Origin of the sequence: Buttiauxella sp. BIGb0552 (assembly GCF_004366275.1) — a bacterium.
Classification (GTDB): Bacteria; Pseudomonadota; Gammaproteobacteria; order Enterobacterales; family Enterobacteriaceae; genus Buttiauxella; species Buttiauxella gaviniae.
In genome coordinates this window covers 277120-299047 of the sequence record NZ_SODY01000005.1, presented here as the reverse complement: position 1 = coordinate 299047, position 21928 = coordinate 277120, and the positions used below count along the sequence as shown (strand labels likewise).

20 protein-coding genes and 1 pseudogene are annotated in these 21928 nt (G+C 46.3%); 6 read left to right on the top strand and 15 right to left on the bottom strand.

Features of this window, described 5'->3' with window-relative positions:
- The first annotated feature begins 15 nt into the window (after window positions 1–15).
- The gene (locus tag EDF88_RS16570; RefSeq protein ID WP_064556219.1) at window positions 16–1197 is read left to right on the top strand and encodes an outer membrane protein transport protein; all 1182 of its coding nucleotides are present in this window, start codon (window positions 16–18) and stop codon (window positions 1195–1197) included.
- 60 nt (window positions 1198–1257) lie between these two features.
- On the opposite strand, the gene EDF88_RS16565 is transcribed toward EDF88_RS16570, so the two are convergent.
- The 9 genes from EDF88_RS16565 to EDF88_RS16525 all read right to left on the bottom strand — a co-directional run bounded on the left by EDF88_RS16565 (window position 1258) and on the right by EDF88_RS16525 (window position 11125).
- Window positions 1258–2250 (bottom strand): HAD family hydrolase, encoded by a 993-nt coding sequence (locus EDF88_RS16565; RefSeq protein ID WP_064556220.1) that lies wholly within the window; start codon window positions 2248–2250, stop codon window positions 1258–1260.
- Window positions 2247–3263 carry a BatD family protein gene (locus EDF88_RS16560; RefSeq protein WP_134185902.1) on the bottom strand — a complete coding sequence of 339 codons (1017 nt, stop codon included), beginning with the start codon at window positions 3261–3263 and terminating at the stop codon, window positions 2247–2249. The genes EDF88_RS16565 and EDF88_RS16560 overlap by 4 nt, the downstream gene beginning before the upstream one ends.
- On the bottom strand, window positions 3260–4783 hold the full coding sequence (locus tag EDF88_RS16555) for a tetratricopeptide repeat protein (RefSeq protein WP_134186043.1): 1524 nt from the start codon (window positions 4781–4783) through the stop codon (window positions 3260–3262). Before EDF88_RS16555 ends, EDF88_RS16560 begins: the two co-directional genes overlap by 4 nt.
- The gene (locus EDF88_RS16550; protein WP_064556223.1) at window positions 4780–5757 is read right to left on the bottom strand and encodes a VWA domain-containing protein; all 978 of its coding nucleotides are present in this window, start codon (window positions 5755–5757) and stop codon (window positions 4780–4782) included. Before EDF88_RS16550 ends, EDF88_RS16555 begins: the two co-directional genes overlap by 4 nt.
- Window positions 5750–6190, bottom strand: a complete 441-nt coding sequence (locus tag EDF88_RS16545) for a DUF4381 domain-containing protein (protein ID WP_064556224.1) — start codon at window positions 6188–6190, stop codon at window positions 5750–5752. The genes EDF88_RS16550 and EDF88_RS16545 overlap by 8 nt, the downstream gene beginning before the upstream one ends.
- On the bottom strand, window positions 6191–7096 hold the full coding sequence (locus EDF88_RS16540) for a DUF58 domain-containing protein (RefSeq protein WP_034492681.1): 906 nt from the start codon (window positions 7094–7096) through the stop codon (window positions 6191–6193).
- Entirely contained in the window at window positions 7096–8094 is a 999-nt protein-coding gene (locus EDF88_RS16535; protein WP_064556225.1) for a MoxR family ATPase, read from the bottom strand. The genes EDF88_RS16540 and EDF88_RS16535 overlap by 1 nt, the downstream gene beginning before the upstream one ends.
- Window positions 8091–9386 (bottom strand): anaerobic sulfatase maturase, encoded by a 1296-nt coding sequence (locus EDF88_RS16530; RefSeq protein ID WP_134185900.1) that lies wholly within the window; start codon window positions 9384–9386, stop codon window positions 8091–8093. The genes EDF88_RS16535 and EDF88_RS16530 overlap by 4 nt, the downstream gene beginning before the upstream one ends.
- A 149-nt stretch (window positions 9387–9535) precedes the next feature.
- Complete coding sequence (locus tag EDF88_RS16525; protein ID WP_064556227.1) at window positions 9536–11125, bottom strand: arylsulfatase; 1590 nt, start codon at window positions 11123–11125, stop codon at window positions 9536–9538.
- Window positions 11126–11589: 464 nt separating this feature from the next.
- On the opposite strand from EDF88_RS16525, the gene EDF88_RS16520 reads away from it, so the two are divergent.
- Genes EDF88_RS16520 through EDF88_RS24965 form a run of 3 tightly spaced genes read left to right on the top strand, consistent with a single transcriptional unit; the run spans window position 11590 to window position 12437 of the window.
- Entirely contained in the window at window positions 11590–11889 is a 300-nt protein-coding gene (locus EDF88_RS16520) for a hypothetical protein (RefSeq protein WP_243839629.1), read from the top strand.
- Window positions 11882–12343 (top strand): DUF1214 domain-containing protein, encoded by a 462-nt coding sequence (locus tag EDF88_RS16515; RefSeq protein WP_243839633.1) that lies wholly within the window; start codon window positions 11882–11884, stop codon window positions 12341–12343. Before EDF88_RS16520 ends, EDF88_RS16515 begins: the two co-directional genes overlap by 8 nt.
- Window positions 12270–12437, top strand: a complete 168-nt coding sequence (locus EDF88_RS24965) for a DUF1214 domain-containing protein (protein ID WP_243839628.1) — start codon at window positions 12270–12272, stop codon at window positions 12435–12437. The genes EDF88_RS16515 and EDF88_RS24965 overlap by 74 nt, the downstream gene beginning before the upstream one ends.
- A gap of 308 nt (window positions 12438–12745) precedes the next feature.
- Here EDF88_RS24965 and EDF88_RS16510 read toward each other — a convergent pair.
- The 5 genes and pseudogenes from EDF88_RS16510 to EDF88_RS16485 form a co-directional block, all read right to left on the bottom strand.
- A pseudogene (locus EDF88_RS16510) lies at window positions 12746–12937 on the bottom strand (IS256 family transposase); the annotation flags it as partial.
- Between the two features lie 765 nt (window positions 12938–13702).
- Window positions 13703–14164, bottom strand: a complete 462-nt coding sequence (locus EDF88_RS16500) for a hypothetical protein (RefSeq protein WP_134185896.1) — start codon at window positions 14162–14164, stop codon at window positions 13703–13705.
- Complete coding sequence (locus EDF88_RS16495) at window positions 14157–16250, bottom strand: hypothetical protein (RefSeq protein ID WP_134185894.1); 2094 nt, start codon at window positions 16248–16250, stop codon at window positions 14157–14159. Before EDF88_RS16495 ends, EDF88_RS16500 begins: the two co-directional genes overlap by 8 nt.
- The gene (locus EDF88_RS16490) at window positions 16250–17974 is read right to left on the bottom strand and encodes a hypothetical protein (protein ID WP_134185892.1); all 1725 of its coding nucleotides are present in this window, start codon (window positions 17972–17974) and stop codon (window positions 16250–16252) included. Before EDF88_RS16490 ends, EDF88_RS16495 begins: the two co-directional genes overlap by 1 nt.
- Window positions 17964–19286, bottom strand: a complete 1323-nt coding sequence (locus EDF88_RS16485) for a site-specific integrase (RefSeq protein WP_134185890.1) — start codon at window positions 19284–19286, stop codon at window positions 17964–17966. Before EDF88_RS16485 ends, EDF88_RS16490 begins: the two co-directional genes overlap by 11 nt.
- 92 nt (window positions 19287–19378) lie before the next feature.
- On the opposite strand from EDF88_RS16485, the gene EDF88_RS16480 reads away from it, so the two are divergent.
- The gene (locus EDF88_RS16480; RefSeq protein ID WP_134185888.1) at window positions 19379–19567 is read left to right on the top strand and encodes a hypothetical protein; all 189 of its coding nucleotides are present in this window, start codon (window positions 19379–19381) and stop codon (window positions 19565–19567) included.
- Between the two features lie 151 nt (window positions 19568–19718).
- Window positions 19719–21425, top strand: coding sequence for an AIPR family protein (locus EDF88_RS16475; RefSeq protein ID WP_134185886.1), 1707 nt, complete (start codon window positions 19719–19721; stop codon window positions 21423–21425).
- 167 nt (window positions 21426–21592) lie between these two features.
- Here EDF88_RS16475 and EDF88_RS16470 read toward each other — a convergent pair whose 3' ends face one another.
- Window positions 21593–21904, bottom strand: coding sequence for a helix-turn-helix transcriptional regulator (locus EDF88_RS16470; RefSeq protein ID WP_134185884.1), 312 nt, complete (start codon window positions 21902–21904; stop codon window positions 21593–21595).
- Between the last annotated feature and the right edge of the window lie 24 nt (window positions 21905–21928).

Genomic DNA, 21928 nt, shown 5'->3' with positions numbered 1-21928 from the left:
AGAAACAGGTGGCACATGAAAAAGAGCATCGTGGCGTGTTCAGGACTGCTGTTAGCCTCATTTTCTCATGCGAGTGGCCTTTATTTTTATGAGATTGGTACAGAAGATACGGCACTGGCCGGTGCCGGGCAGGCTGCACGCGCTCAGGATGCTTCTACCATTGTCACCAATCCGGCGGGTATGACCCGTCTACCGGATCATATGTTCACCGGTGGTCTACAGGTCATGGGGGGAGATATCAATTATCAGTTAGATAACGCCAGACAGAGCCCGGGGAATGTCATGAATATTTTCCCTAATGCCAGTAGCTTCTATAGCCAAAAAGTCAGTGATGATGTGTATGCGGGCATTGGTCTGTATGGAAACTATGGTCTGGGGATAGATTTTGGCGACTGGGCTGGAGACCGGTTAATCAAAAAGAGCACCATGGTTGCCATGACCCTGAGCCCCTCTCTGGCCTGGAAACTGAGCGATCGTGTTTCCATCGGGGGGTCAGTCAATGCCAACTATGGTTTCTTGTCGCTGACGCGCAACATTGATGGGGATGATAAAACGCAAAAAGACCACGACTGGGCGATGAGCTATCGTCTCGGTTTGTTGATGGATCTGACTGACCAAACCCGCGCGGGGATAACCTGGAACAGTAAAACCGATTACGACTTTACTATTGATGCTCAGGCGCGGTTCCCCAACCTGCCAAATGTCGATTTCACCTTACCCATCGGTGCGCAAGTCCGGTCGCCACAGCAAATCATGCTGAGCCTGGTACACGATATCGATAAACAGTGGTCTGTGATGGGCGATCTTGGCTGGCAGGACTGGAGCCAGTTTGGTGCACCACAGATTACCGTGGCAGGTGAGGCGCTCGACAAAACCAGCCGCCTTAAAGATACCTGGCATACCGCATTGGGTGTGCAATACCGTCCAACTGAAGAGTGGCGTCTCAATGCCGGCGTGGCATTTGATAGTACTGTATACAAAGATCAGAGTGATGCGGCTTTAACCCTGCCAACGGGTGACGAATGGCGTTTTGCCACCGGTGCGCAGTATCAACTGAGCCAGGCAAGCAATATTGGGATAGCAGTGGAATATCTGCATATGCAGTCTTCAATAATTCAGTCTCCGGCGGTTTTGGCGGGCAATTACGATAATCCATATCTGTGGTTTACCAGCGTCAATTACAGTTATCAGTTCTGATTGTTAAAAGCCTTTAACTCAGTGCTATGAGTTAAGGGCTTTGTGTTGGATACAATGACATTATTTACATAATGCTGGGTCGAAAACTGTTTTCCAATCGTGCTTCATATCGACGATAGCCCAGCCTTTTTCTTTCGCCAGGCTTAGCCCTTCAACCAGTTTTCCACTCGCCGGTGGATGGCTGTCATAAGCGTATTCACGCTCCGCATCTGTGTGGTGAACCAGTAAACCGAAGGTCTTATAGTCCGGGTTTGACGCGGTGTACTGCATCATCGCTAAATCACCGTCGCTGTTACCAAACGCCGCAACCGGGCGCTGGCCCATAAACAGGTGAATAGCGACCGGTTTGGCTGCCGCATCGTCGTTAAACGCGCCTTTCATGGTTTTACGCAACTGCGTGCCGTTGTCTGTCAGGGAAAACTCGCTGAGCGAGAATGATCCGATAACCTGCTCAGGCGGGATGCCATACATTTTTTCTGCCACTACGCGCATAAAATCAATGCCGCCGCCGGACACAATCCACGTTTTAAAGCCATTTTCACGCAGGTAATCGAGTAACTGGCGCATTGGCTGGTAGCTCATTTGATCATATCTGCAGCCAAAACGGTTATCACGATGGCTGTCGACCCAGTTGCTGACACGCTGGTTAAACTCCTCGGTAGTGATGTTGCTGTGAGTCAGCTCTAAAAGCTGAATCAGCCCCTTCTCACCGGAAGCCACAACGGTTTTTAAATCGTCATTTAGTACCGCGCTCACAACAGGGTCGTTTTTCCATTCAGGGTGCTCAGGTGCCAGGCGCTTCACTTCATCCACCGCAAACTGAAGCTGGAATGTCAGCGGTGCTTCCGGCCACAGCGTGCCGTCGTTATCAAATACCACGTAGCGCTTTTCTGGCGGGATAAAAGTCGAACGATCTTTATTAGTGGCATTTTGCACCCATTGCTCAATGGCCTGTTTCGACGAAGTATTGTTCCAGGTAGAGAGTGGGTCATCGGCATGCGCTGCGCCAATAGTACCGAATAGCATGGCGCTGAAGAGTAATGCGTGTTTCATCGTTCACCCCTTTTGGTGGGAGTCAGTTCGGACAATGGGACAGGGTTCCAGAAGCGCTGCCAGACGTGGTGCAGATAACGCACACTGCGCCACAGCAGGCGTCGCGTAAACCAGATGAGTAATGCCAGGACGGCGAAGGTTCCAATAATCAAAACGGTGCGCCAGTTGTCATCATCGGTGGTGCCGCGCAGTGCGGATTCACCGCCTGCGGCGCGAGCGTCCAGAACCTGTATCGTTGAGCCGGGCAGTTCAGCCAGTTGCCACTGCTTATTCGCCGTATCCCACCAGCGTAATTTAACGGGAGGAATCGTGATGGTTCCCGCCTGCGACGGCAGATAGCGCAGGGTTTCTACTCGCTGCGCCCCTTCGATTTCACCTCGTCCCGTTTTCAGCATCGTGTTTTCGGGCGTCAGGCGCTGCGTGTCAGTGCCTGGAATCGCATACAGCAATTGTGGAATTTGCGTCGCCACAATGCCGTTGGCTTGTACCGTCACGGTGCGTTCAACCACGTCACCGGCGTGAAGTTTGTCGTCTTTGGCGGCGTGATACTGGGTGATTTTCTGGCTGAGCTTTAAGTTGCTGGCGGGCAGGAAACGATCCGGCTGTTCCACGCCTTTCGGCCATGCAACTTCTTTTTTCAGCTCCGGCAACTGCACGGTAACCGGCGGCTGGTTGGGCGATGTCAGCGTAATTTCCACCGCAGGCATCAGCAGCACGCCCTGATCCCACGCGGTGATTTGTCGTTCAAGGCGCACGCCGCTCCAGCTAATGCCATTTTTCTGGCGACTCAGCAGTTGGTTTGGCAGCGGCGTGGTGAGTAACGAGCCGTTCTCAATTTTAAAATCAGGCCATTGCGGCGGCGGATTAAACCAGCTATCCGTCCAGAAGGTGATAGCCACCCGCACGGGCTGACCGGGCGCGACATGCTGTGGCGCTTCAAGCTCCCGCGTAATGTCCATCGCCGCTTGGGCAGGTAACACCGCCAGTAAAAGCACCATCAGCAAGGTTCTCATGGCGTCTCCTCCGTGTTGGCGCGGTAAAGATTTTCCAGCAGGCCGGAAGGGGAAACCTCCAGGTTTTCAAACCACTGATTGACCTGCGGGCTGCTGCTGGCAACGGGTTGGATATCCTTCTGATTGACGCCCTGATCTTTCTTTAAATCGTGTTTAATTTCGTCCGGTTTATAGTCCTGTTCTTTGCCCTGAGCCGCCTGGCGATCGCGTTCTTTCTGGCGCAATTCCATGATGATTTTGGCGATGGCGGCGCGGTTTTTCTGCGCCATCTCCCAGTCCGGGCGCAGGCTTAAAGCGCGGTCGTAGCTGTTGATCGCCTGCTGCCACTGTTTTTGTTGGGCGTAGCTGTTGCCCGTCCATAACAGCGATTCCGCGGTTTGCGGCGCCTGGCGAAATGCCGAAGTGGCGGCGACAAAATCTCCCGCCCGGTAATACGCAATGCCTTGCCACAGCGGATCCTGGAAGCGTTCCGCCGCCTTTTTGTAGTCGCCCTTATTGAACGCGATTTGCCCCTGCATATCCGGGCTAATCCACGCATCCTGCCATGCGGCCTGGCTTTGTGGCAGATACAGCAGCGGCACCAGCACAATCAGCCAGCAAATCAGCTGTCGCCGCCCGAGCAGCAGTAGCAAAAGCATTGGGATCACCAGCAGATAGCCGCTGTTTTTCCAGTGCAAATCGCCGCGAGCGTTATTTTGCGCGCTCACCGATTGCTGGATGTGGCTGGCGAGTACCGATAAATCGCTGTCATCGCTGGTGACGAGCGTGACCGGAATGCCGCCGTCGCGAATTTGGCTAAAGCGTTCGACGTTCAGACGCGTATCAATCCCTCGCTGGGCGTAGCTTTCGGGTAACTCACCCCCGCGTGCGGTCCCCGGAACCCAGATTTGGATCGGCACTTTTTGTTGGGCAAGCCAGGTTGCATCTTGCGCCGAAACGGTGTCGGCAATCAGTAAAATATTGCGCGGCATATTCGGTGTTTCTGGCATGTTTTTCATCGCCAGGGCGATAGCCTGTTTTAGCCCCGAGCCTTCACCTTCTGGCAATAAATTTGGGCTTTGGGCATGCAAGAACAGCGAGTAAAACGTCGGGTCGGAAGTGAGTGGTGTGGTCAGATATGCATGAGCGTTGTAAACCACCAGGCCAAAATGCGTGCCTGTTGAACGGTTCATCAGGTCCATGATTTTGCTCTGCATACGCTGGTGGCGGCTCGGAGCTAAATCCTGCGCGTACATCGCCGGATCTTGCTGTAACACCACCATCATGTTGCTTTGCTGCGTCAGTGCGGCCGGGAGTTCACGCTGCCAGGTCGGGCCTGCCAGGGCGATGACACCGAGTGCGCACAACCACGGTAAAATCTGGGTCAGGCGTTTTTGTCGCCCAATAATCAGCGCTTTGGCAAATGGCTTGTCCATAATCTGGTGCCAGGCGCTACGTTGGCTGCTGGCGACAAACCACAGCAGCGCGCAAATCAGTAGGCCGAGCAGCCGCCAGGGGTAAACAAAATGGAAGTCACTCATGCTGTTTTCTCCCGCACGAATCGCGTGACCGCGAGCAAAATCAGCAACGCCAGCGCCAGTAGCAGCGGCCACTGGAACAGCGGGATGTGCCACGACCAGCCGATGGATTTCACCTGCACGGGGGTGATGGCGTCGATTTCCTGCCATACGCTGTCGAGAGCCGCACCGGAACCGGCGGCAGTCCAGGATTTTCCGCCGGTAATGCGCGCGATATCCTGCATCAGCGGCAAATCTACTTTGTCATCGCCAGTGCTGTTCAGATCGCCAAAGGCGATGGTATGAACCTGAACGTGGTGCGTTGCCGCCAGTTGTGCGGCGAGCGGCGGCGCTAATTGCGATGCGGTGTCGTTGCCGTCGGTGAGTAAAATTGCCAGTTTGCTGGCGTCTTTGTTGGTGGTGGTATCGAGCAGTTTCACACCGATTCCCAGCGCGTCGCCAATCGCGGTTTGTTGACCAATCATGCCTGGCGCGAGTTGGTTAATGCGGGTTTGCAGCGCCTGTTTGTCTTCGCTAACCGGGGCGAATGGCCACGCCTGGCTTGCAAAAATAACCAGCCCGATGCGGTCGGTTTTACGCGCCGCCACAAATTTTCGCACCGATTCCTGAACGGCCTGCAGGCGCGTGATCCCACCCTGAACGTCGTTTTTGCCCATCGAACCGGAGACATCCAGAATCAGCACCACATCGCGCATTGGTTTTTGAATATGCTGCGGCGGAGTCAGGTATTCCGGGCGCGAGAGGGCGGCAACCAGCAGGATCCACGTCAGCCAAAAAATCAGGCTTGAGAGTTTGCTGGTGCGCACCGGCTGGCTGTTGAGTTTCAGCTCATCAATTAATTCCGGTAAGAACGGTACGCGAACGTGTTCTTTGACTTCACGATCCTGCGGTAAAAAATAGCGGCCAAGCAACGGCAGGAAAATCAGTAACCACGCCCACGGCCAGGCGAAATCGAGGCGGCTCAGAAACTCAGACATAAGGCAGTTTCTCCAGCCAGTGTTTCAGTTGAGTTTGCAGGCGTGCGTTTTGATTCGCCTCGAGCTGGTTATCCGGCTGGCAATATTTGGCGCTCAATTGCTGGCGTAAATCGGCGTCGATTTCCACCTGCTGGAGAAGTTGTTCTGGCGCAAGCGTGTGGCTAATTTGGCTGCGCGGTTGGTGCATCAGCAGAATGCGTTTTATCAGTTCCAGCCAGCTATCTGCGCTGTGCGGCTGTTGCAATGCCGCCAGTGCTTCACGACGCCACACATTGCGCCGCCATCTCGCAAGGCGGAATAACCCGAAGATAATCAGCGCGATAAGTAACACGCCGCCGAGCGCAAACCAGCCGGGCGGCAGGGGAAACCAGGAGATACTTCGTGGAAGCGCCGGGTTTAACAGCTCCGGCACGCTAAATCCTTTCTCCAGCATTCAGACTCCCTTTTGTAGCTGCTTGAGAAGATCGTCTGTGACGACTATCTGATTCACGCGGATGCCAAGCCGTGTCAGTCGATTTTGCAGACCGGAAAGCCGCGCAGTCACGCTCTGTTGAATCTCATCTTTTAGCCGTGGCGAAAGCGAAAATGCGGCTTCATGACCCTGATAGCTGGCGGCCAGGTTTCCCTGTGCCGGGAGGGTGAGATGCAGGTTATCAAGTGTGACAAACGCGCTAATCTCGCAGCGTCGCCGCAGGGCGGCCAGCAAGGCTTCACCGGACGCATCGAGATCGTGGAAATCACTGATGACGGCCACCCAGGACCCGGCAGGGATCAGATGCATGGCATGTTGTAGCACGCTGCCGAGCGTCACGGTTGCGGGTGTTTCATCAGGGTAGCGTTCGGGTAATTGTTGGTTGTATTGCAGCAGGTCATCGAGCACTGCGGGCAGATTGGTGCGTGGGGCGCGGCATTTTTGCAGGCTGTAATTCGCATCGCTGAACACCGCGCTGCCGATGCGGTCGCCATCGTGCCAGCTTCGCCATGCGAGCAGGCCCGCAATTTTGGCGGCAGCGACAGATTTGGTTTGCCCGCGGGTGGCAAAAAACATATCCAGCCGCTGATCGACGATCAAGAACACCGGGCGCTCGCGCTCTTCGTTATACATGCGGATCCACGGCGATCGCAGGCGGGCGGTGGCTTGCCAGTCGATCAACCGCACGTCATCACCTGGTTGGTAGCGCCGGAGACTGTCAAAATTAAGCCCACGCCCCTGCTGGCGTGAAACACGCTCACCCGCCAGCGCTCCCGGTGGGATCTGCCCAGGCGGGTTCGACAGCAAACGCGCTTCGCCTGCCAGCGCCATCAGGGTTTGGCGATCCACCTGTAACGCGCTATTCATTACGCCACCACTGCGTCGAGCAACATCCGGATCACGTCGTCTGGCGAGGTGTTATCGGCGTTGGCCTGGTAACTGAGCATCAGGCGATGGCGTAACACTGCCGGGGCGACGAGCTTGATATCTTCTGGCAATACCGCGTCGCGGCCTTCGAGCCAGGCCAGTGCGCGGCCACAACGATCGAGTGCTAAGGTGCCGCGTGGGCTGACGCCAAACGTGATGTAACTGGCGAGCGTGTCGCTGATACCCTGCGGATGGCGGGTCATATCCACCAGATTGACGATGTAGTTTTCAATGGTTGGCGCGACGTAAACCGCTGAGATTTCCTGCCAGCAGGTGGCAATATCTTGCTGCGATAACATCAGCGTTTCAGCCGGTTTTTCCGTTTGTTCATCGCCGCTTGCCAGATATTTTTGCTGCTGCTCCGAACGCACCAGTTGCATCACTTTTTGCTCGTTTTCTTTGGACGGATAATCCACCAGAACTTTCATCAAAAAGCGGTCAAGCTGCGCTTCTGGCAACGGCCAGGTGCCTTCTTGATCCACCGGGTTTTGCGTCGCCAGCACCATGAAAATGCCCGGTAGCGGCCAGGTTTTCCCGGCAACGGTAACGTGGCGTTCTTCCATGGCTTCGAGCAGGGCCGATTGCACGCGTGCCGAGGCGCGGTTTATCTCATCGGCAAGGATGATATTGCCGAATACCGGGCCTGGCCGGAAACGAAACTGGTCTTCTTCACGCGTGGCATTTTGCTGGTAAATCTCGCTGCCGGTGATATCTGACGGCAGAAGATCCGGGGTGAACTGTATGCGACGGAACTCGCCCTCTATATGTTTAGCAAGCTCCCGTACCGCACGGGTTTTGGCCAGCCCAGGCAAGCCTTCGAGCAGCACGTGTCCGTCGCAAAGCAGGGCGACAATTAACATCCGTACCAGCGATTCCTGCCCCAAAACTTGTTGATTCATACGCCGTTCGAGTTCGAGCAGCTTCTCTCTGTTTGTCATTTGCGCAATCCTGCAAAGTCACGTTTCAAAAGCGTAGCGAGCCCGACCAAAATCGGCTCGGCGTAATTGAAGAAAGTTTTGATGCCAGGACACAAATAATTAAGGCCAGGCTCGCCATCCGGGGTGCGAACAAGACGATTTTTCGGGCATTCGCCCCAGCATAATTTCAGGTACGGGCACTGTTTGCAGTATTCCGGCAGCGTATCTTTCTTACCCATACCAAAGGCTTTCTGGCGTTCGGAAAATGCCATGTGGGCGAGTTTAGTGTTTTCGATATTGCCAATCTGGTATTCGGGATAAACGTAGTGGTCGCAGGAATAGATATCGCCATTTTTCTCGATAGCCAAACCTTTGCCGCAGAATTCGGATGCGGTACAGATTTGCGCGGGCATGCCCATGGTTTGAGCAACTGCCGTTTCAAACAGGTTGACCTGTACGCGGCCTAAATCGTTATTAACCCACTCTTCAAACACCGTTTTCAGGAAAGTGCCCCAGTCGTCCGGGTCAACCGACCAGTCGGTCACGATGGAGTCGAGATCCCCTGGGCGCGCGCGGCGGGTGCCAGTAATCGGGATGGTATCGTCACGCCAGAATTGCGGGGCGGTGACTTTGAAATCAACTGGCTCTACGCAGGGGTTGAACTGCACGTAGGTTGCTTCCAGCTCACGGGTGACAAAGCGGTACACTTCCAGCGGGAAGCGGGCATTGGTGCGGTTGACAGTGACGAGGGCGTTAAACGGGACTTTGTATTTTTTGAGTGCTTCGACGCCTTTCATCACTAAGTCGAAAGTCGGTTTGCCGCTGCGTGTGACGCGATAGCGGTCATGCAATTCCCGTGGGCCGTCAATCGACAGTCCCACCAGAAAACGGTGTTCTTTAAGGAATTCAGCCCATTTGTCGTTTATCAGCACGCCATTGGTTTGTAGATCGTTTTCGATGCGCTGACCGGGTTTTTGGTACTGCTTCTGGAATTTGACGACTTTTTCAAAAAACTCTAGCCCCATCAATGTGGGTTCGCCACCTTGCCAGGAGAAAACCACTTGTTCGCCATCTTGCCCGTCGATGTACTGGCGAATGAAGTTTTCCAACACTTCGTCGCTCATACCCGTGTGGCGGTCCTGATGTAGAAGGTCTTCTTTATGCAGGTAAAAACAGTAGGAACAATCGAGATTACAGGTGGAGCCAGTCGGCTTCGCCATAACATGGAAACGACGCTTGTATTCAGGGCCTTTGCCATCGTATTTCTCTGCTGACGGTAATGCTTTAACCGGCAATGTGGTGCTGTACTTCATAGCTGCCCCTTCGAAAACTCTTTTTGGAAAACGGAGGATTTGTGTAGGGCGGGTAAGCCTGCGTCACCCGCCATTGCGGGTGCAAATGGTGGATGACGCTCGCGCTTATCCACCCTACGGATTAATTAATCCACCTGATTCACCGCGAGTTAGTTATTCGCGTTTGAACCTTGTTCGATCATTGCCGCGGCATCGGAAACGGTGAATGAACCTGGTTTCTGACGAGGTGGGTAATCTTTAAAGGTTGCCAGCATCTCTTTCACGTATTTCTGCGCGCCGCCCATCAGGAACATGCGGTCGTAGAACCAGCTCTGGTAACCCATACCGTCGGAAGCTTTCTCCAGCGGATCAACTTCCAGATCGAAGATCATTGGCGCACGCAGTTTGGTGAACGGATAACGCCACAGATCCAGACCCGTGTGTTCCTGAATCATGAAGTGCGCTTTCCATCGGCCGTAGCGGATTGCCAGTAAGTCGCCGTCATCGCTCCAGTAGAAGAACTCTTTACGCGGGTCTTCGCCTTTGCCTTGCAGGAAGTCGAGTTGGTTATAGCCATCAAGATGGACTTTGTAGGTGATTGATGGGGTTTTGTAGCCCTTCAGCAATTGCTCTTTGATATCCGGAACACCCGCTGCGGCAACCAGCGTTGGGAACCAGTCGTTACTGCCAAAGATGTCGTTTACCAGACTGCCCGGTTTGATATGGCCTGGCCATTTGATCATGGCAGGGACGCGGAAACCGCCTTCCCAGCCGGTGTTTTTCTCACCACGGAACGGAGTGATACCCGCATCAGGCCAGGTTGCCGTCATCGGGCCGTTATCGGTGGTGTAGAGAACGATAGTGTTATCTTCGATGCCCAAATCTTTAATCTTTTGCAGCACCTCACCGACCATTTTGTCATGCTCTACCATGCCGTCAGCGTAAGTCCCAAGACCTGTCGCGCCAATGCTGGCATCTTTGAGGTGAGTTTTGTTATGCATACGTGTGGTGTTAAACCACGTGAAGAACGGCTTACCAGCTTTGGTCTGACGTTCCATGAAGTCGTTGTTTGCGGCGAGTGTTTCTTCGTCAACGGTGCCCATACGTTTAACCGTCAGTGGGCCGGTATCTTCAATTTTGCCGTCGGCCGAGCTTTTAATGACGCCACGTGGGCCAAATTCTTTACGGAATTCAGGATCTTTCGGGTAATCCGGATTTTCTGGTTCTTCTTCGGCATTCAGGTGGTAGAGGTTGCCGAGAAATTCATCGAAACCGTGTGCGGTTGGCAGGAATTCGTCGCGGTCACCGAGGTGGTTTTTACCAAACTGACCGGTAGCATATCCGAGCTGTTTAAGGATGTTGGCGATGGTGGGATCTTCTTTGCTCAGGCCTTGTGGTGCACCTGGCATACCGACTTTACTCATCCCGGTACGGAATGGCATTTGCCCGGTAATGAACGAAGAACGCCCAGCCGTTGAGCTTTGTTCTGCATAGTAGGAGGTGAATTTGGCGCCTTCATTGGCAATACTGTCGATGTTCGGTGTTTTGTAACCCATCATGCCCTGGTTATAAGAACTGATATTCCAGTAACCAATATCATCACCGAAAATAACCACGATGTTGGGTTTTGAAGCGTCTTGTTTCGGTGCGTTTTCGGGTGAGGCTGTGGCGGGAGTGGCTTCAACAGCGGACACGGCGCCAGACATTAATGTAAGCATGCTGGCTATCATTGTCCTTTTAAAAGGGACGTTATTAAGCATCTTTGGGACTCCGTTCATTTAGGGACTAAATGAGTATAGTCAAGACGAGAAATTCGTTATTACATTTAGACTTGTTTAGAAGAGAAACTATTAATCTTGAAAAGAAAGTTTGGGTAAATGCACGGAAATACCGAGTCGTTAATCTGCTGGTATCAATTTCAAAAGAAAGCGTGAATATTTAAATCCATATAAATTGAGTGGTTGATTGATTATTAGAAAGATTAACTATCATTAACAACTACCAGTAAATTGACCGGTTATCGTCGTCGGGTAACCACCCCGCATAATCGTACCATTCACATTTAAAGACCTTCCGACAGACTCATCCTGTAAACGAAGATGCACCGGGAATAGAAAAATGGTCATCGACTTTGGCGGCGGCCTTATCAAAACAGGCTGTATAGAAAGTTCCAGCTACACTGAACTGTAAATTTATCTTAGTTCATCTTTCTGTAAGGGATAACATGGCGTTAACGCGCAACGAACGCTATCCAACACTTCCATATTACGACGAAAGACATTTCAAAGATCTGCACGCGATAGCCAGTGTTGAGCCTGTCAGGGAACAGGACAAAATCATGATGGGGATGCTTTCTTCATTGGGCATTCATAAAGGCGAGCCATTTAATCCCGATGAGAAGACCACAAAAGCATTACGCCAGGCGGCCATTGATGCCTGGTTTTATCTGCAAAACTGGTTCGATAATATCCCTGCAGAGAAGCTTTACTGGCCGGAAAGGCATTGCGCCAAAGGTGATGATTGATGGCGTGAAACGCGGCCTGGAGGATGCACCAAATGTCGCAGCGTCTACATTAACCAGTACCTCCGAAGACCGGAATGGCTGGAGTTACGTGCGAGGGCTAGATTCCTTCGGCTATAACTACCCACTGCCTGCGTTAGTTTCCGGGCCATATCTCGGTGGGCAGGGTGAGAAAGAGGCCATCTATCCAATCCGCTATAACGACAGCGAGAACCAGCCGCTGACCGGCGCTAATGATTACATCATCAAGCTGCCGAGCGAGCCTCCGGTGAACGCGTTCTGGTCAATCACCATGTACGATGCCAAAACCAAAATGCTGGTTAACAATGAGCTCAATCGCTACAAAGTGGGCACCGACACGGAAGGCCTGGTCAAGGGTCCTGATGGCAGTATTACTGTTTCACTCAGCCATAAAAAAACCTACCGACCCGAACGTAAACTGGTTACCTGCACCTGAGGGCAACTTCTATCTACTGTTCCGTATGTATCAACCTCAGGATGCCGTCATGAATAATGAATGGAAACTGCCGCAGGTGACAAAAAGTCAATGATTGTTGGCCCTGATTCCCTGTAAATCCCCTCGGGGGAGGAATGAGTGAGCTGCTGCGTAAGGGTCCGTAATACATGTAATTATGGACCCTTTGGCTTGTTTTTACCGGGTAAGAAAAGTCCGCTTTTGGCACGAGGCGGACAGCCAACCGAGCCGTAGGTCTGCTTTGAGCGAACAGCAGAAGTTAGCCTCGCACGCACAAAATTAGTTTTTCGTAAGATCTCTAAAAGTGAATGAACCGTTTTGAAGGGATACTTACAGTGTGTTCAGCTCAATTTCGCCGTCATCGCAAAGCAACGTTTTTGACTAGTATCCGTTACGGGTATTTGAGCCTGTTTTAGGGGGGGGGTTCTCGTGTCCGAGGTGGTCAGTCAGTTCTGTATTGAGAGCCGTTTCGACGGTTAACTTCGTCAGCATGCGGGAAAACGCATTTAGGTCGGCTTCGGTTTTAAGGCCTTTAGCCAGTTCAGCCGCGAGGGCCTTGAGTTTCTTTTCGTCCATAATTTGCCTCTCTCCGTTGTAGGAGTGAACATATCCAAAACAGGCAATTACACAATTTTAATTACAGTCTCATAGTGGTTATTGAATCTTACTTAATCATTAAAGTACTAGACTTCGTTGAAAAATATTACCATGAGTACTTATCGCTCATTAGAGACTTAAATCCGTTGTTTTCTGATAGTGGCTGCTCAAGAATTTTTTCAACGGTTTCAAATTGATCATCTGTAAAAACAACCAAGCATGGGCCTGACAATATTTCATGAGCTTTTTTACATGGTACTTCACTCATAAAGTCATTACAGGGTTTACATTTTAACGCAGCAGCCCTCTCAATGAGGTGCACCTGACGTGGCTCTACGTTCAAACTTATTCCTCTTTTTTCTTTCCACAATCTATATTTTCTCATATGTATTTTCAATAGCAATACAAAAATGCACGTCTAACGATAATATTGGTTTAGTAACACCAATATACATCAGGATTAATGTGGGTTTTGGAAATGCATATAAATATTTTAAATAACAGTTAGTTATAAAAAATGAGGCTGTGCTAGACAGCAGGAACTTTACTTTTCTAAAATTACTTACAAAACTCTATGGATGGAAGTGATTCATAATTTTATTTGCATCCCGATAGAATCCTCCTATTCTTAAAATATAGTCCATATTTATTTACTGAATCGGGGTGAACAGCTATTCAAAATGTTAAGTTGAGAGCTTCAGATTAAATTTGCTATACACATTAACTGTGTTTTACAGTAATTTGCTATTTGAGGAGGGTGATTTTTTTTCGTTTCGTCTCAACAAGTTCAATGTCAAGTTCTTCAATTTTTTTTTCGAGTGCCAAAATACGGAGCAATGCTTCTTTCAATGAACTCATTTGCTTATATTGATCCGCGGCAATTTGTGAATTAATATTTTTCAACGTAATGTTTTCATCTCGGAATTTGTTTTTTAATCGTTCCGCTTCAATTGCTTTCTGCTTCCATTTAGCTTGTTGATGTTTTGGGCTGTCTACAGCAAAAGGAGAGTTACTCTCTTGTTTAAGTTTCGTGATTTTTTCAATAATTTCAGTGTAGTAATATGCACTACCGTTACCGAGTCCAGATTCAACTTCTACAGCACGAACACTTAGTTTCCGAGACTGTGCGATTCTCTGCGGTTCGCCACATAAAATTCGGTCTAAAGCTGCTTCGAGCCTTAATAGGGTATTATATTTTTTATTCATCTGTCCTGATCTCTATTTCTGATTTATATGGCAAATACTCTATTGCAAAGTCAGACATCACTTTCTCAGCTGCACGAATCTGGGTAATGCAATGAGTATAAACCGCCATTGATACTCCTGTGTTTTCAGCTAGGTATATGATTAAAGTTTCATGTTTGCTTTTCCACCATGCCGCCTGCTCGCTGTCTATAATGCTTCCATGCGTGCTGCAATCTACACAGAATGCGGGGTTGATTACCCCTTCCATCTCACAATCATATCCGTTCTTACAATAACTATGTAGCGTTCCGTGTAACGTAATTCTTTTATCTTTCACCAATTTATATAACTTTTCCCAGCTTCTAAACATAATTGGCAAATCATCTCTGATTTTCAGAATGTCTTTGCCATGGCTCCCTGAAAGGGTTTCGGTACTATGAAACCATGACCAGTATTTTTGGGTGATTTGCTCATTACTTACAGTATCTATCATTTTCTGCAATTCTTTGTCGGCCTCAACTTCATCGAGGCGTGAAGGGATTCCACCTTCGCAATACCACTCAGACATCTGGAGATAGAGGTGTTTGAATTGCTGTTTGATGGCTATCGCATTTCCCAATCTGTTTTTTATTGTAAAAAAGGCAAGAGTCCTTCTGAACTGATGAGGCGAAAGTGCCCAGTGTTTTCCAATGTGAACATGATTTTTGATCTTTTCCTGACTATTTGGGTTGGAACGAAGACATTCTGCGTAATCTTTTTCAGAAATAATTGCACCAGCGTATTTGGAGAAATTTGTGAGGCGTAAGGACCAGCATGATATTCTTTTTGGCTGAGTTGAGCGCTGCCCTTGGGAAAGCCAAAGGCATTGCGCAAGCTCTATATCCCGCATAGTTGAAGCATGTTGTAGCAAATTTTCTCTTAAATGTTTCGTTAACGCGCTCATAACTTCAATCGCTTTTTGAACGACAGGGGCAACAACCCATTCAGTATGTCTTTCTCTCATTTTATGGGTCTTACCTTTTAGAAAATGAAAGGTTCTGCCGCTATAGACAGCGTTGTAATAACTCTCAGATGTTAACTCAAAAAGTTCACTTTCCCGCATACCTGAGAATGCAGCACAACAAACAAAACAGGCTGCTGTGAGATTTCCTCGCTGTAAATGCCACCAAGAACCATCAGCATCTACTGGGCAATCAGGATAGCCCGCGAGAAGATCAGATATGATGTCAGATGGTTTAAAGGGGGAGTAATGGGACGCCTCTTTGGCAAAATGGTGTCTGAAAGCAGGGGTGCCTTTTTCGACCGTTAACCATTTCCATTGACCAGATATTATTTTGTTTTGAACTGCCTGTTCTCCTAGTTTATAGTTTTCCTGAAGACGTTGTTCTGTTTCACCCAGTTTTTCCCTGTATTTCCATGCGGTTTCTACAAGGTTTACTGCAAAGTGTAATAATTTATCTGCAATGCCCTCCGGTATAGCTAAGGTTTGTTCTCTCTCAATTGCTTCATCTCGACATAATTTTTTACTTAAAATAGTAGGGCTTATTTTTATTTCACGATAATCAATGCCCATCCATGGAAATAGTAGATAGGCTTGCTGAAGAGCACAAAGAATATGAACTAAAGTACCCGCGCTCTTTTTTTGTACTTCGAGAAAGTTTAGATACTTACCCCATATTTCAGGTTCGCATATACGAGAAATGCTATCCAAGGAATTTAATATCAAAAATTTATAACTCATCTTCAGACCCGATGCTCTTCCGATGATTGTCGATATTTTAGTCGGTGAACTATATTGCATGTTTTTCGTGAATATCCATCCATAGCAAATTAGTTTCATTTCGTATAAGAGTAAAGAATGAGACTTCAGTACTGAGAAGTTAATATGTCTATGTGTAGCATTTTTAGTAGCTACCAGAGCCTCAATATTCCATATCATATCGCCAAACTTGGCGGCTACATTCCCCTTGTCATCCATACAAATAGGAACGTCATTTAATTTATCCTTGTATTGCTTTCGATGAAGAGACACTACATCACAAATTTCTGGGCACTGAATGTCATTTACAGTATCGGGTAAATAAATTTTTAATGTGTTTTTTTTCATCACGAGCCCTTATTGCCATATGGATAAAGAATTAACTGGTCCCTCCATAAAGGATGAAGACCTTCATCAAGAAATTTTTGAGTTGCACTTGAGAGTATTTTTTTATCAATGCTCATCAAGATTTTTCCAATTGCCGACAATACATAGTCGTAATTATTATGGAAATGAATATGATCAACGTGCTTGTAAATACTCTCTTCTATACATTCTTTAAAACTCAGCAAACACCAAATATCAGTAGGTTCAGCGATAACAACTTGATGAGGGCAGGAAAAGCACATCAGTAGGTCAGAACAGGCAAATTTTTCTGTAGAAAGCAATTCGTGCCGCTGGGCGCGTAGCAAAAACTTATTAGCCTGTTCCCCGAATGGATTTTTACAGTAGCTGCCGTGGGCCTGCCGCATTGGTGTAGACTTCATTTTAAGCATATTTTCATATGTTAAAATTTCAATGTTAAGTTCATTTTTTATTCTTTTCTTAGAGGTCTCTATGTTTCCACCATTTAACGCTTTGTCCGCAAAAACAGATACGGAGTCCTGGAGCATTGACTGATTTTCATATTCATTCCCTTCTGAATAATGCTTTCGCGTGGTTTTTGGTGAATTACCTAATAGTGAAGCACTATGTATATGAGAGTAATTTAATTGCGTCAATTGACTACCAGTAGCACGAAATCTCGATATTACTGGTGATAAGCTAAGACCTTTATCATCAGTTAATCCAAAATATTTTTTGAGAAATCTATTAAAATTTTGTAACTGGACAGCTGATAGTGGGGTAGTACGATTACTTGAACCAGCCTGAAAAAGTAACTTACTTTTAACTGATATAGCTTTTGAAACATCTAGAAGTTGATTGAAAAACTCTAAGGAATATTTTGGGATGCTTATCTGATCGTGAGCGCCGATTTGAATAGTGATAACTCTAAATGCTCGGCGCTTAAATGCGGGCATTTGATACCACTCACCGTTTATATTATTTTTAGATATGTCTGGTCTTTCAAGGGAAAGTAATGTATTTGTATTTGCCCATGTGTAGTAAGACATAAGATATACGGCAGAAGCCATTAGTTGTCCGGCGCAACCATATACTGGAAATATTTTACCATTCCACCTGAAAAACATGTCAGTTTCATTTTTTCCTTGAGAAAGGTACAAGTCTGGGTCCTGTAAGAATTTATTGGATATTTGTTTGAAAAAGCCTCTTAATAAAGGGAGTAATTTTTTTAAATCATTGTCACTATAGGATTTATAGGGCTCTGCTTGTGATTTCCCCAAAGTTGGTAGTTCATCAAACCACCGTCCTGGTAAATCAAATAGAACGAATAAACTTTTTGTAGCACTAATAATAAGTGTGTAAGTGCTATTTACAATTTTCCCGGATTTATTTTTACAGATAAGACTGTCACAATAGTATTGTACAGATTCATTTGTGAAAATAGAATGGTGATTTTTGTCGCAAAATATAATATATTGCCTGAGGTATTCAAAAAGATAAAATTTTGTGGCTGATGAATAATCTGAATCTCTGAATGCAACATATAACGATTCAGCGCTGATTGATCTTTCTTGAAATAAACTACGACCTCTATTAATGTTATTTCTAATGGGGAAGTGCAAATAGTTGTAGCGATTGAAATCTAGTGTTTTAGACCGATTTCCGCCATCTGTAACCTCCAATAGTATTTCATGATTAATTCGGGGTGGAAGGATTCTAGTAGTCATCTAAATTCTCCCTTATTGCATTATCCATCACTGAATCTAACAGCGAAAAAGCACACTTGAGCATCTCGTTTTTCTTCAAATAGCGGATATATTTAAATGTGGTTCTTTCGTTATTGTGTCCCATCCATCCCATAAGACAGTCTAGGGCCTCCCCCTCCGAGAGATTGCTATCCAGCAGGTCTTGTAGTCTGTATGTAGCATAGGTGCATCGAAGGTCATGGAAACGATAACGAAAACTAGGTACTTTTTTTGCGAGTTCATTTCTAAATGCAACCCACCTTGCATTTAGAACTTCGGGTTGAATACAATTCCCTTGCTGACTGATAAAAAGGGGCTCGAATCGAGATGCTTTATTGTTGGATTCTTTATTCTTTTCCGAAATTGGGACGTTGGATGTTTTTTGAGTAGCTATTTTTGTCTGTAATTTTGAAAGTCTTTTTTGTCTTCTTTCTGACAACGAATAGCGTTGTAATGCATTTAGAAGTGTCCAAGGGACTTCTATCTTTCTTTTTTTTCTAAATTTCGTCTCAACACCATTGTGGGGTCCGATGGTGATCATAAAACGTAACTTTAGTTCGTTGGCGGGCAAAGCTTGAGATAAAGCCTCAATTGTGAGAGTACATGCTTCACGGAGTCTCAAACCACTTTTGCAGGCTAGCAAACTCATCAACATAAATTCAATAGATTGATGGCTCAAGTTGGATGATAGCAAGGTAAGGTGATCTTGAGATAATGGTGTTAATGACTGTGCTTCGGTATTGGAAACTTTGGGTACGCGAATACGTAAGTCGCTCGTTTGCACGCTGATCATGGGGCGAAGGTGAGCGAGTAGACCATTATTGTTACGCTTAACAAACTCAATGGTAAAAGGAGCTTCTTTTTCGTTGGATATGATGAGGTGGTGGTTTTCAATTGCCCAGAGGTAAAACTGAACTACATGCCCCATATAAGTATTAGCTGTTGAGAATGCCAACACTCCCTCTCTGACCGCATTTAATAAATCGTTGCTACGGAAACGATATGTGGGTTTCAGGCGCTTAACTGGAGGAAATTGATTCCACTCAAGGCCCTCACGCTCGAGAAAGGACCAGTAACGAAGAATTGCTCTGGTAGAAGAGCTAATATCTTCTAACCTTTTGACTGTTTTCAGATCTAAAAACCATAAATTTACAATTTCAACGAATTGACCATCTTTGTTATAAAGCGTAGGCATGCTGCCTGTTTCAATGCCGTTACTATAACTCATTGAATTATCTTTTATTTGTGCTGTCGCGCCATGGATGATACTGGCTGATTTGATTATCCGGGCCATCACCTAGGCTCCTAATTAGTTCAGCTCTAGAGAAAGTTAATATAGTACAAAAAACGAACAGCAGCTAAAGCGAAGGTAAGAGGAGAGTTGGATTGTCGGTAGAGGCTATTGGCAGTAATACCGTTCATAGATTTATCGACTTCATTTTTTGCAACAGCCCTGATTTGGGCAGTATTTTTCTGGGACTGGGCTATAAGGCTGAGGAGAAGACAGCTATTGATGTTGTTTTGAGCTGGGATATGGTATTAGTTTTCATGGTTAAAAAAACAACATTTTGTTAATTATTTCCCTACTAAATTGTAGCAAAAATGGTTGCTGCTAAATGGCATTTTTATTGACGATTGCAAGTATTTTTGATCTTTGACAATCATTTTTTCAAAAAAAAGCAGAAATTAGGCTTTCTTACTAGAAAGCCATTTGAGAAAAAAATCTATGACAACCGCAAGCATTAACGATTTCAAATTATTAAATATTAAATGTTTGAAATATTTTAATCTATTTTCAAAATCCAATAACTTTCATACCCTTCCTTCAAATGAAAAGCTCATGGAGCGATTTGGTTTTTACTTCTTTATTCTTGAAGCCTTATGTGATGAAAAAGATATAGATCGCCTGAGCGATTTTATCACGGACACAGAATATAATGCCCACCTTATCAATCAGCGATTTAACGATCATGGGATTGATGCAGTATATATCGATGATGATATAAAGGAAATAAAACTATTTAACTTTAAGTTTCGCGAAAGCTTCAAACCCGGACAAGCTCAAAGTTCAAATGATGCCTTTGTTTCAACAAAACTTGTTAATTGTATTTTGAATGAAAATGCAGATGGATTAGAAGGGAAGCTTAAGGGGCTTGTATACCAGGCAATACAGCGATTAAATAGTAATGATGTTTGGAAAATGACACTCTATATGGTAAGTAATGAAGCTATTCCTATAGATTCGGATGAGACATCAATTTCTCAATTGAAAATATTTTATGACATGGAGGTATCTTCCATATGCCTACCAGATATTAAAAGTATGATGTCCATAAGGCCAGCTCCAGTAAAAGCTGAATTAATCATTGATAACGACGCACTATTATCGTACTCAGAAAGTTCAATATCAACTTCGAAATCATATATTGTTAGGCTCAATGCAGCAGATATTATCAGAATAACTTGTAAAAATCCCGAACTGCGGAATGATTATCATTGTGAACGCATGGATGTTCTAGCAAATGAAAGACTTGATTATGGAGTATTGTTTGATAATGTAAGAGGTTTTGTTCAAAAATCAAAATATAATCAAGCAATTGAAAAATCGCTAAAAGATGATCCTTCTATGTTTTTTATGTATAACAATGGAATGACAATTGTTACTAAAAATATTAAAGCGGAACAGGTTAATGCAAATAAAAAAGTTCGCATTACTATTGATGATTTTCAGGTGTTAAATGGTGGGCAGACATTACGTACACTTCATAATTTTAACGCACAAAAAGAATCCCATATCACAGATTATCTTGCAAAAAGTGAGGTTCTTGTTCGAATATTTAACACCTCAAATAATGAAGTGGTAAATAAAATTGCTGAATTCACTAATAGCCAAAACTCAATATCTAGTGTTGATTTGAAGTCTTTAAGTACACTTCAAATTCATCTGGAACAATTGCTTGATGAACATGACATAATTTACTCAAGGAAGAACGGTGATACCGGAATAAATGACGAAAAAAATTATCGTTATAAAATCAGCATGGAACAATTCGGTCAAATTCTTTTCGCTATTCAAGGTAATCCAGATAAATCATCAAATCAAAAACAGCATATTTTCGGGAAGTATTATGATGAAATATTTTCTGAAGAGAATTTCAATATATTAGATGCGCCAAACATCATAGAAAGCTATTTTCTTGTCAAAAATACTTATGATACGTCATCTGAAAGCATTCAAAAGATTGAGCAAAAGATATTCTATGTATTATATATGCATAACGTAAGACCAGATATAAGTTATGAGTATTGCATCTCAATGCTTGAGAGTGCTTTGACCCAGTTCAAAAATGGAATGTCAGGCCTAACAGACGCCCGAAAAATGATTCAAGTGGGTTTTAAAGAAATCCTTAATGAACAGCTCCATCAGGTATAAATAAAAATATTTGGAGTGTTTCACGTTCGATACATAACCTTTCTTCTCGAAGAGGCCTCTACGAAGGCCTCAAGGCTTACACTACCAAGATGACAGTGGTAGCGAGTCTGATTGTAGAACTCTTCAAGGTAATCGAGGCTAGATAGGAATAAGTGTCCGTGGTAATGCTATGCCTGATTTTTCTTCAACATAAGAATCAGTTCGGCCTGCTGTTGCTCAGTCATGTTAGCGATCAGACGAGCTAATTCTGCAGTCGTTTCATTCTCGCAAAAGAAGTAGTTAATCGGTACCCCAAGCTCATCAGCCATACGTTTTAGAGTATCAATGTCAGGAGTATGTCTCCCCTTCTCATAATGGTTCATGCGGCCACTCGCTGAACTTGGCTCCATGCCAATTCGGATACCCAATTCTTTCTGAGTGATCCCGGCTTTTGTTCTGGCTGCTTTGAGCCTCTCAGGTATCGGGTTTGGGTGAGCCACTTAGTCATCATCATTGCCTTAGAA

Bases quoted from the DNA above. Each gene is read 5' to 3' on its own strand.
- EDF88_RS16525 (WP_064556227.1), bottom strand. From the start codon at position 11,125: ATGCTTAATAACGTCCCTTTTAAAAGGACAATGATAGCCAGCATGCTT.
- EDF88_RS16520 (WP_243839629.1), top strand. From the start codon at position 11,590: ATGGCGTTAACGCGCAACGAACGCTATCCAACACTTCCATATTACGAC.
- EDF88_RS16475 (WP_134185886.1), top strand. From the start codon at position 19,719: ATGACAACCGCAAGCATTAACGATTTCAAATTATTAAATATTAAATGT.
- EDF88_RS16515 (WP_243839633.1), top strand. From the start codon at position 11,882: ATGATTGATGGCGTGAAACGCGGCCTGGAGGATGCACCAAATGTCGCA.
- EDF88_RS16535 (WP_064556225.1), bottom strand. From the start codon at position 8,094: ATGACAAACAGAGAGAAGCTGCTCGAACTCGAACGGCGTATGAATCAA.
- EDF88_RS16545 (WP_064556224.1), bottom strand. From the start codon at position 6,190: ATGCTGGAGAAAGGATTTAGCGTGCCGGAGCTGTTAAACCCGGCGCTT.
- EDF88_RS16565 (WP_064556220.1), bottom strand. From the start codon at position 2,250: ATGAAACACGCATTACTCTTCAGCGCCATGCTATTCGGTACTATTGGC.
- EDF88_RS16540 (WP_034492681.1), bottom strand. From the start codon at position 7,096: ATGAATAGCGCGTTACAGGTGGATCGCCAAACCCTGATGGCGCTGGCA.
- EDF88_RS16490 (WP_134185892.1), bottom strand. From the start codon at position 17,974: ATGACTACTAGAATCCTTCCACCCCGAATTAATCATGAAATACTATTG.
- EDF88_RS24965 (WP_243839628.1), top strand. From the start codon at position 12,270: ATGGCAGTATTACTGTTTCACTCAGCCATAAAAAAACCTACCGACCCG.
- EDF88_RS16500 (WP_134185896.1), bottom strand. From the start codon at position 14,164: ATGAATAAAAAATATAATACCCTATTAAGGCTCGAAGCAGCTTTAGAC.
- EDF88_RS16570 (WP_064556219.1), top strand. From the start codon at position 16: ATGAAAAAGAGCATCGTGGCGTGTTCAGGACTGCTGTTAGCCTCATTT.
- EDF88_RS16485 (WP_134185890.1), bottom strand. From the start codon at position 19,286: ATGGCCCGGATAATCAAATCAGCCAGTATCATCCATGGCGCGACAGCA.
- EDF88_RS16560 (WP_134185902.1), bottom strand. From the start codon at position 3,263: ATGAGAACCTTGCTGATGGTGCTTTTACTGGCGGTGTTACCTGCCCAA.
- EDF88_RS16550 (WP_064556223.1), bottom strand. From the start codon at position 5,757: ATGTCTGAGTTTCTGAGCCGCCTCGATTTCGCCTGGCCGTGGGCGTGG.
- EDF88_RS16530 (WP_134185900.1), bottom strand. From the start codon at position 9,386: ATGAAGTACAGCACCACATTGCCGGTTAAAGCATTACCGTCAGCAGAG.
- EDF88_RS16495 (WP_134185894.1), bottom strand. From the start codon at position 16,250: ATGAAAAAAAACACATTAAAAATTTATTTACCCGATACTGTAAATGAC.
- EDF88_RS16555 (WP_134186043.1), bottom strand. From the start codon at position 4,783: ATGAGTGACTTCCATTTTGTTTACCCCTGGCGGCTGCTCGGCCTACTG.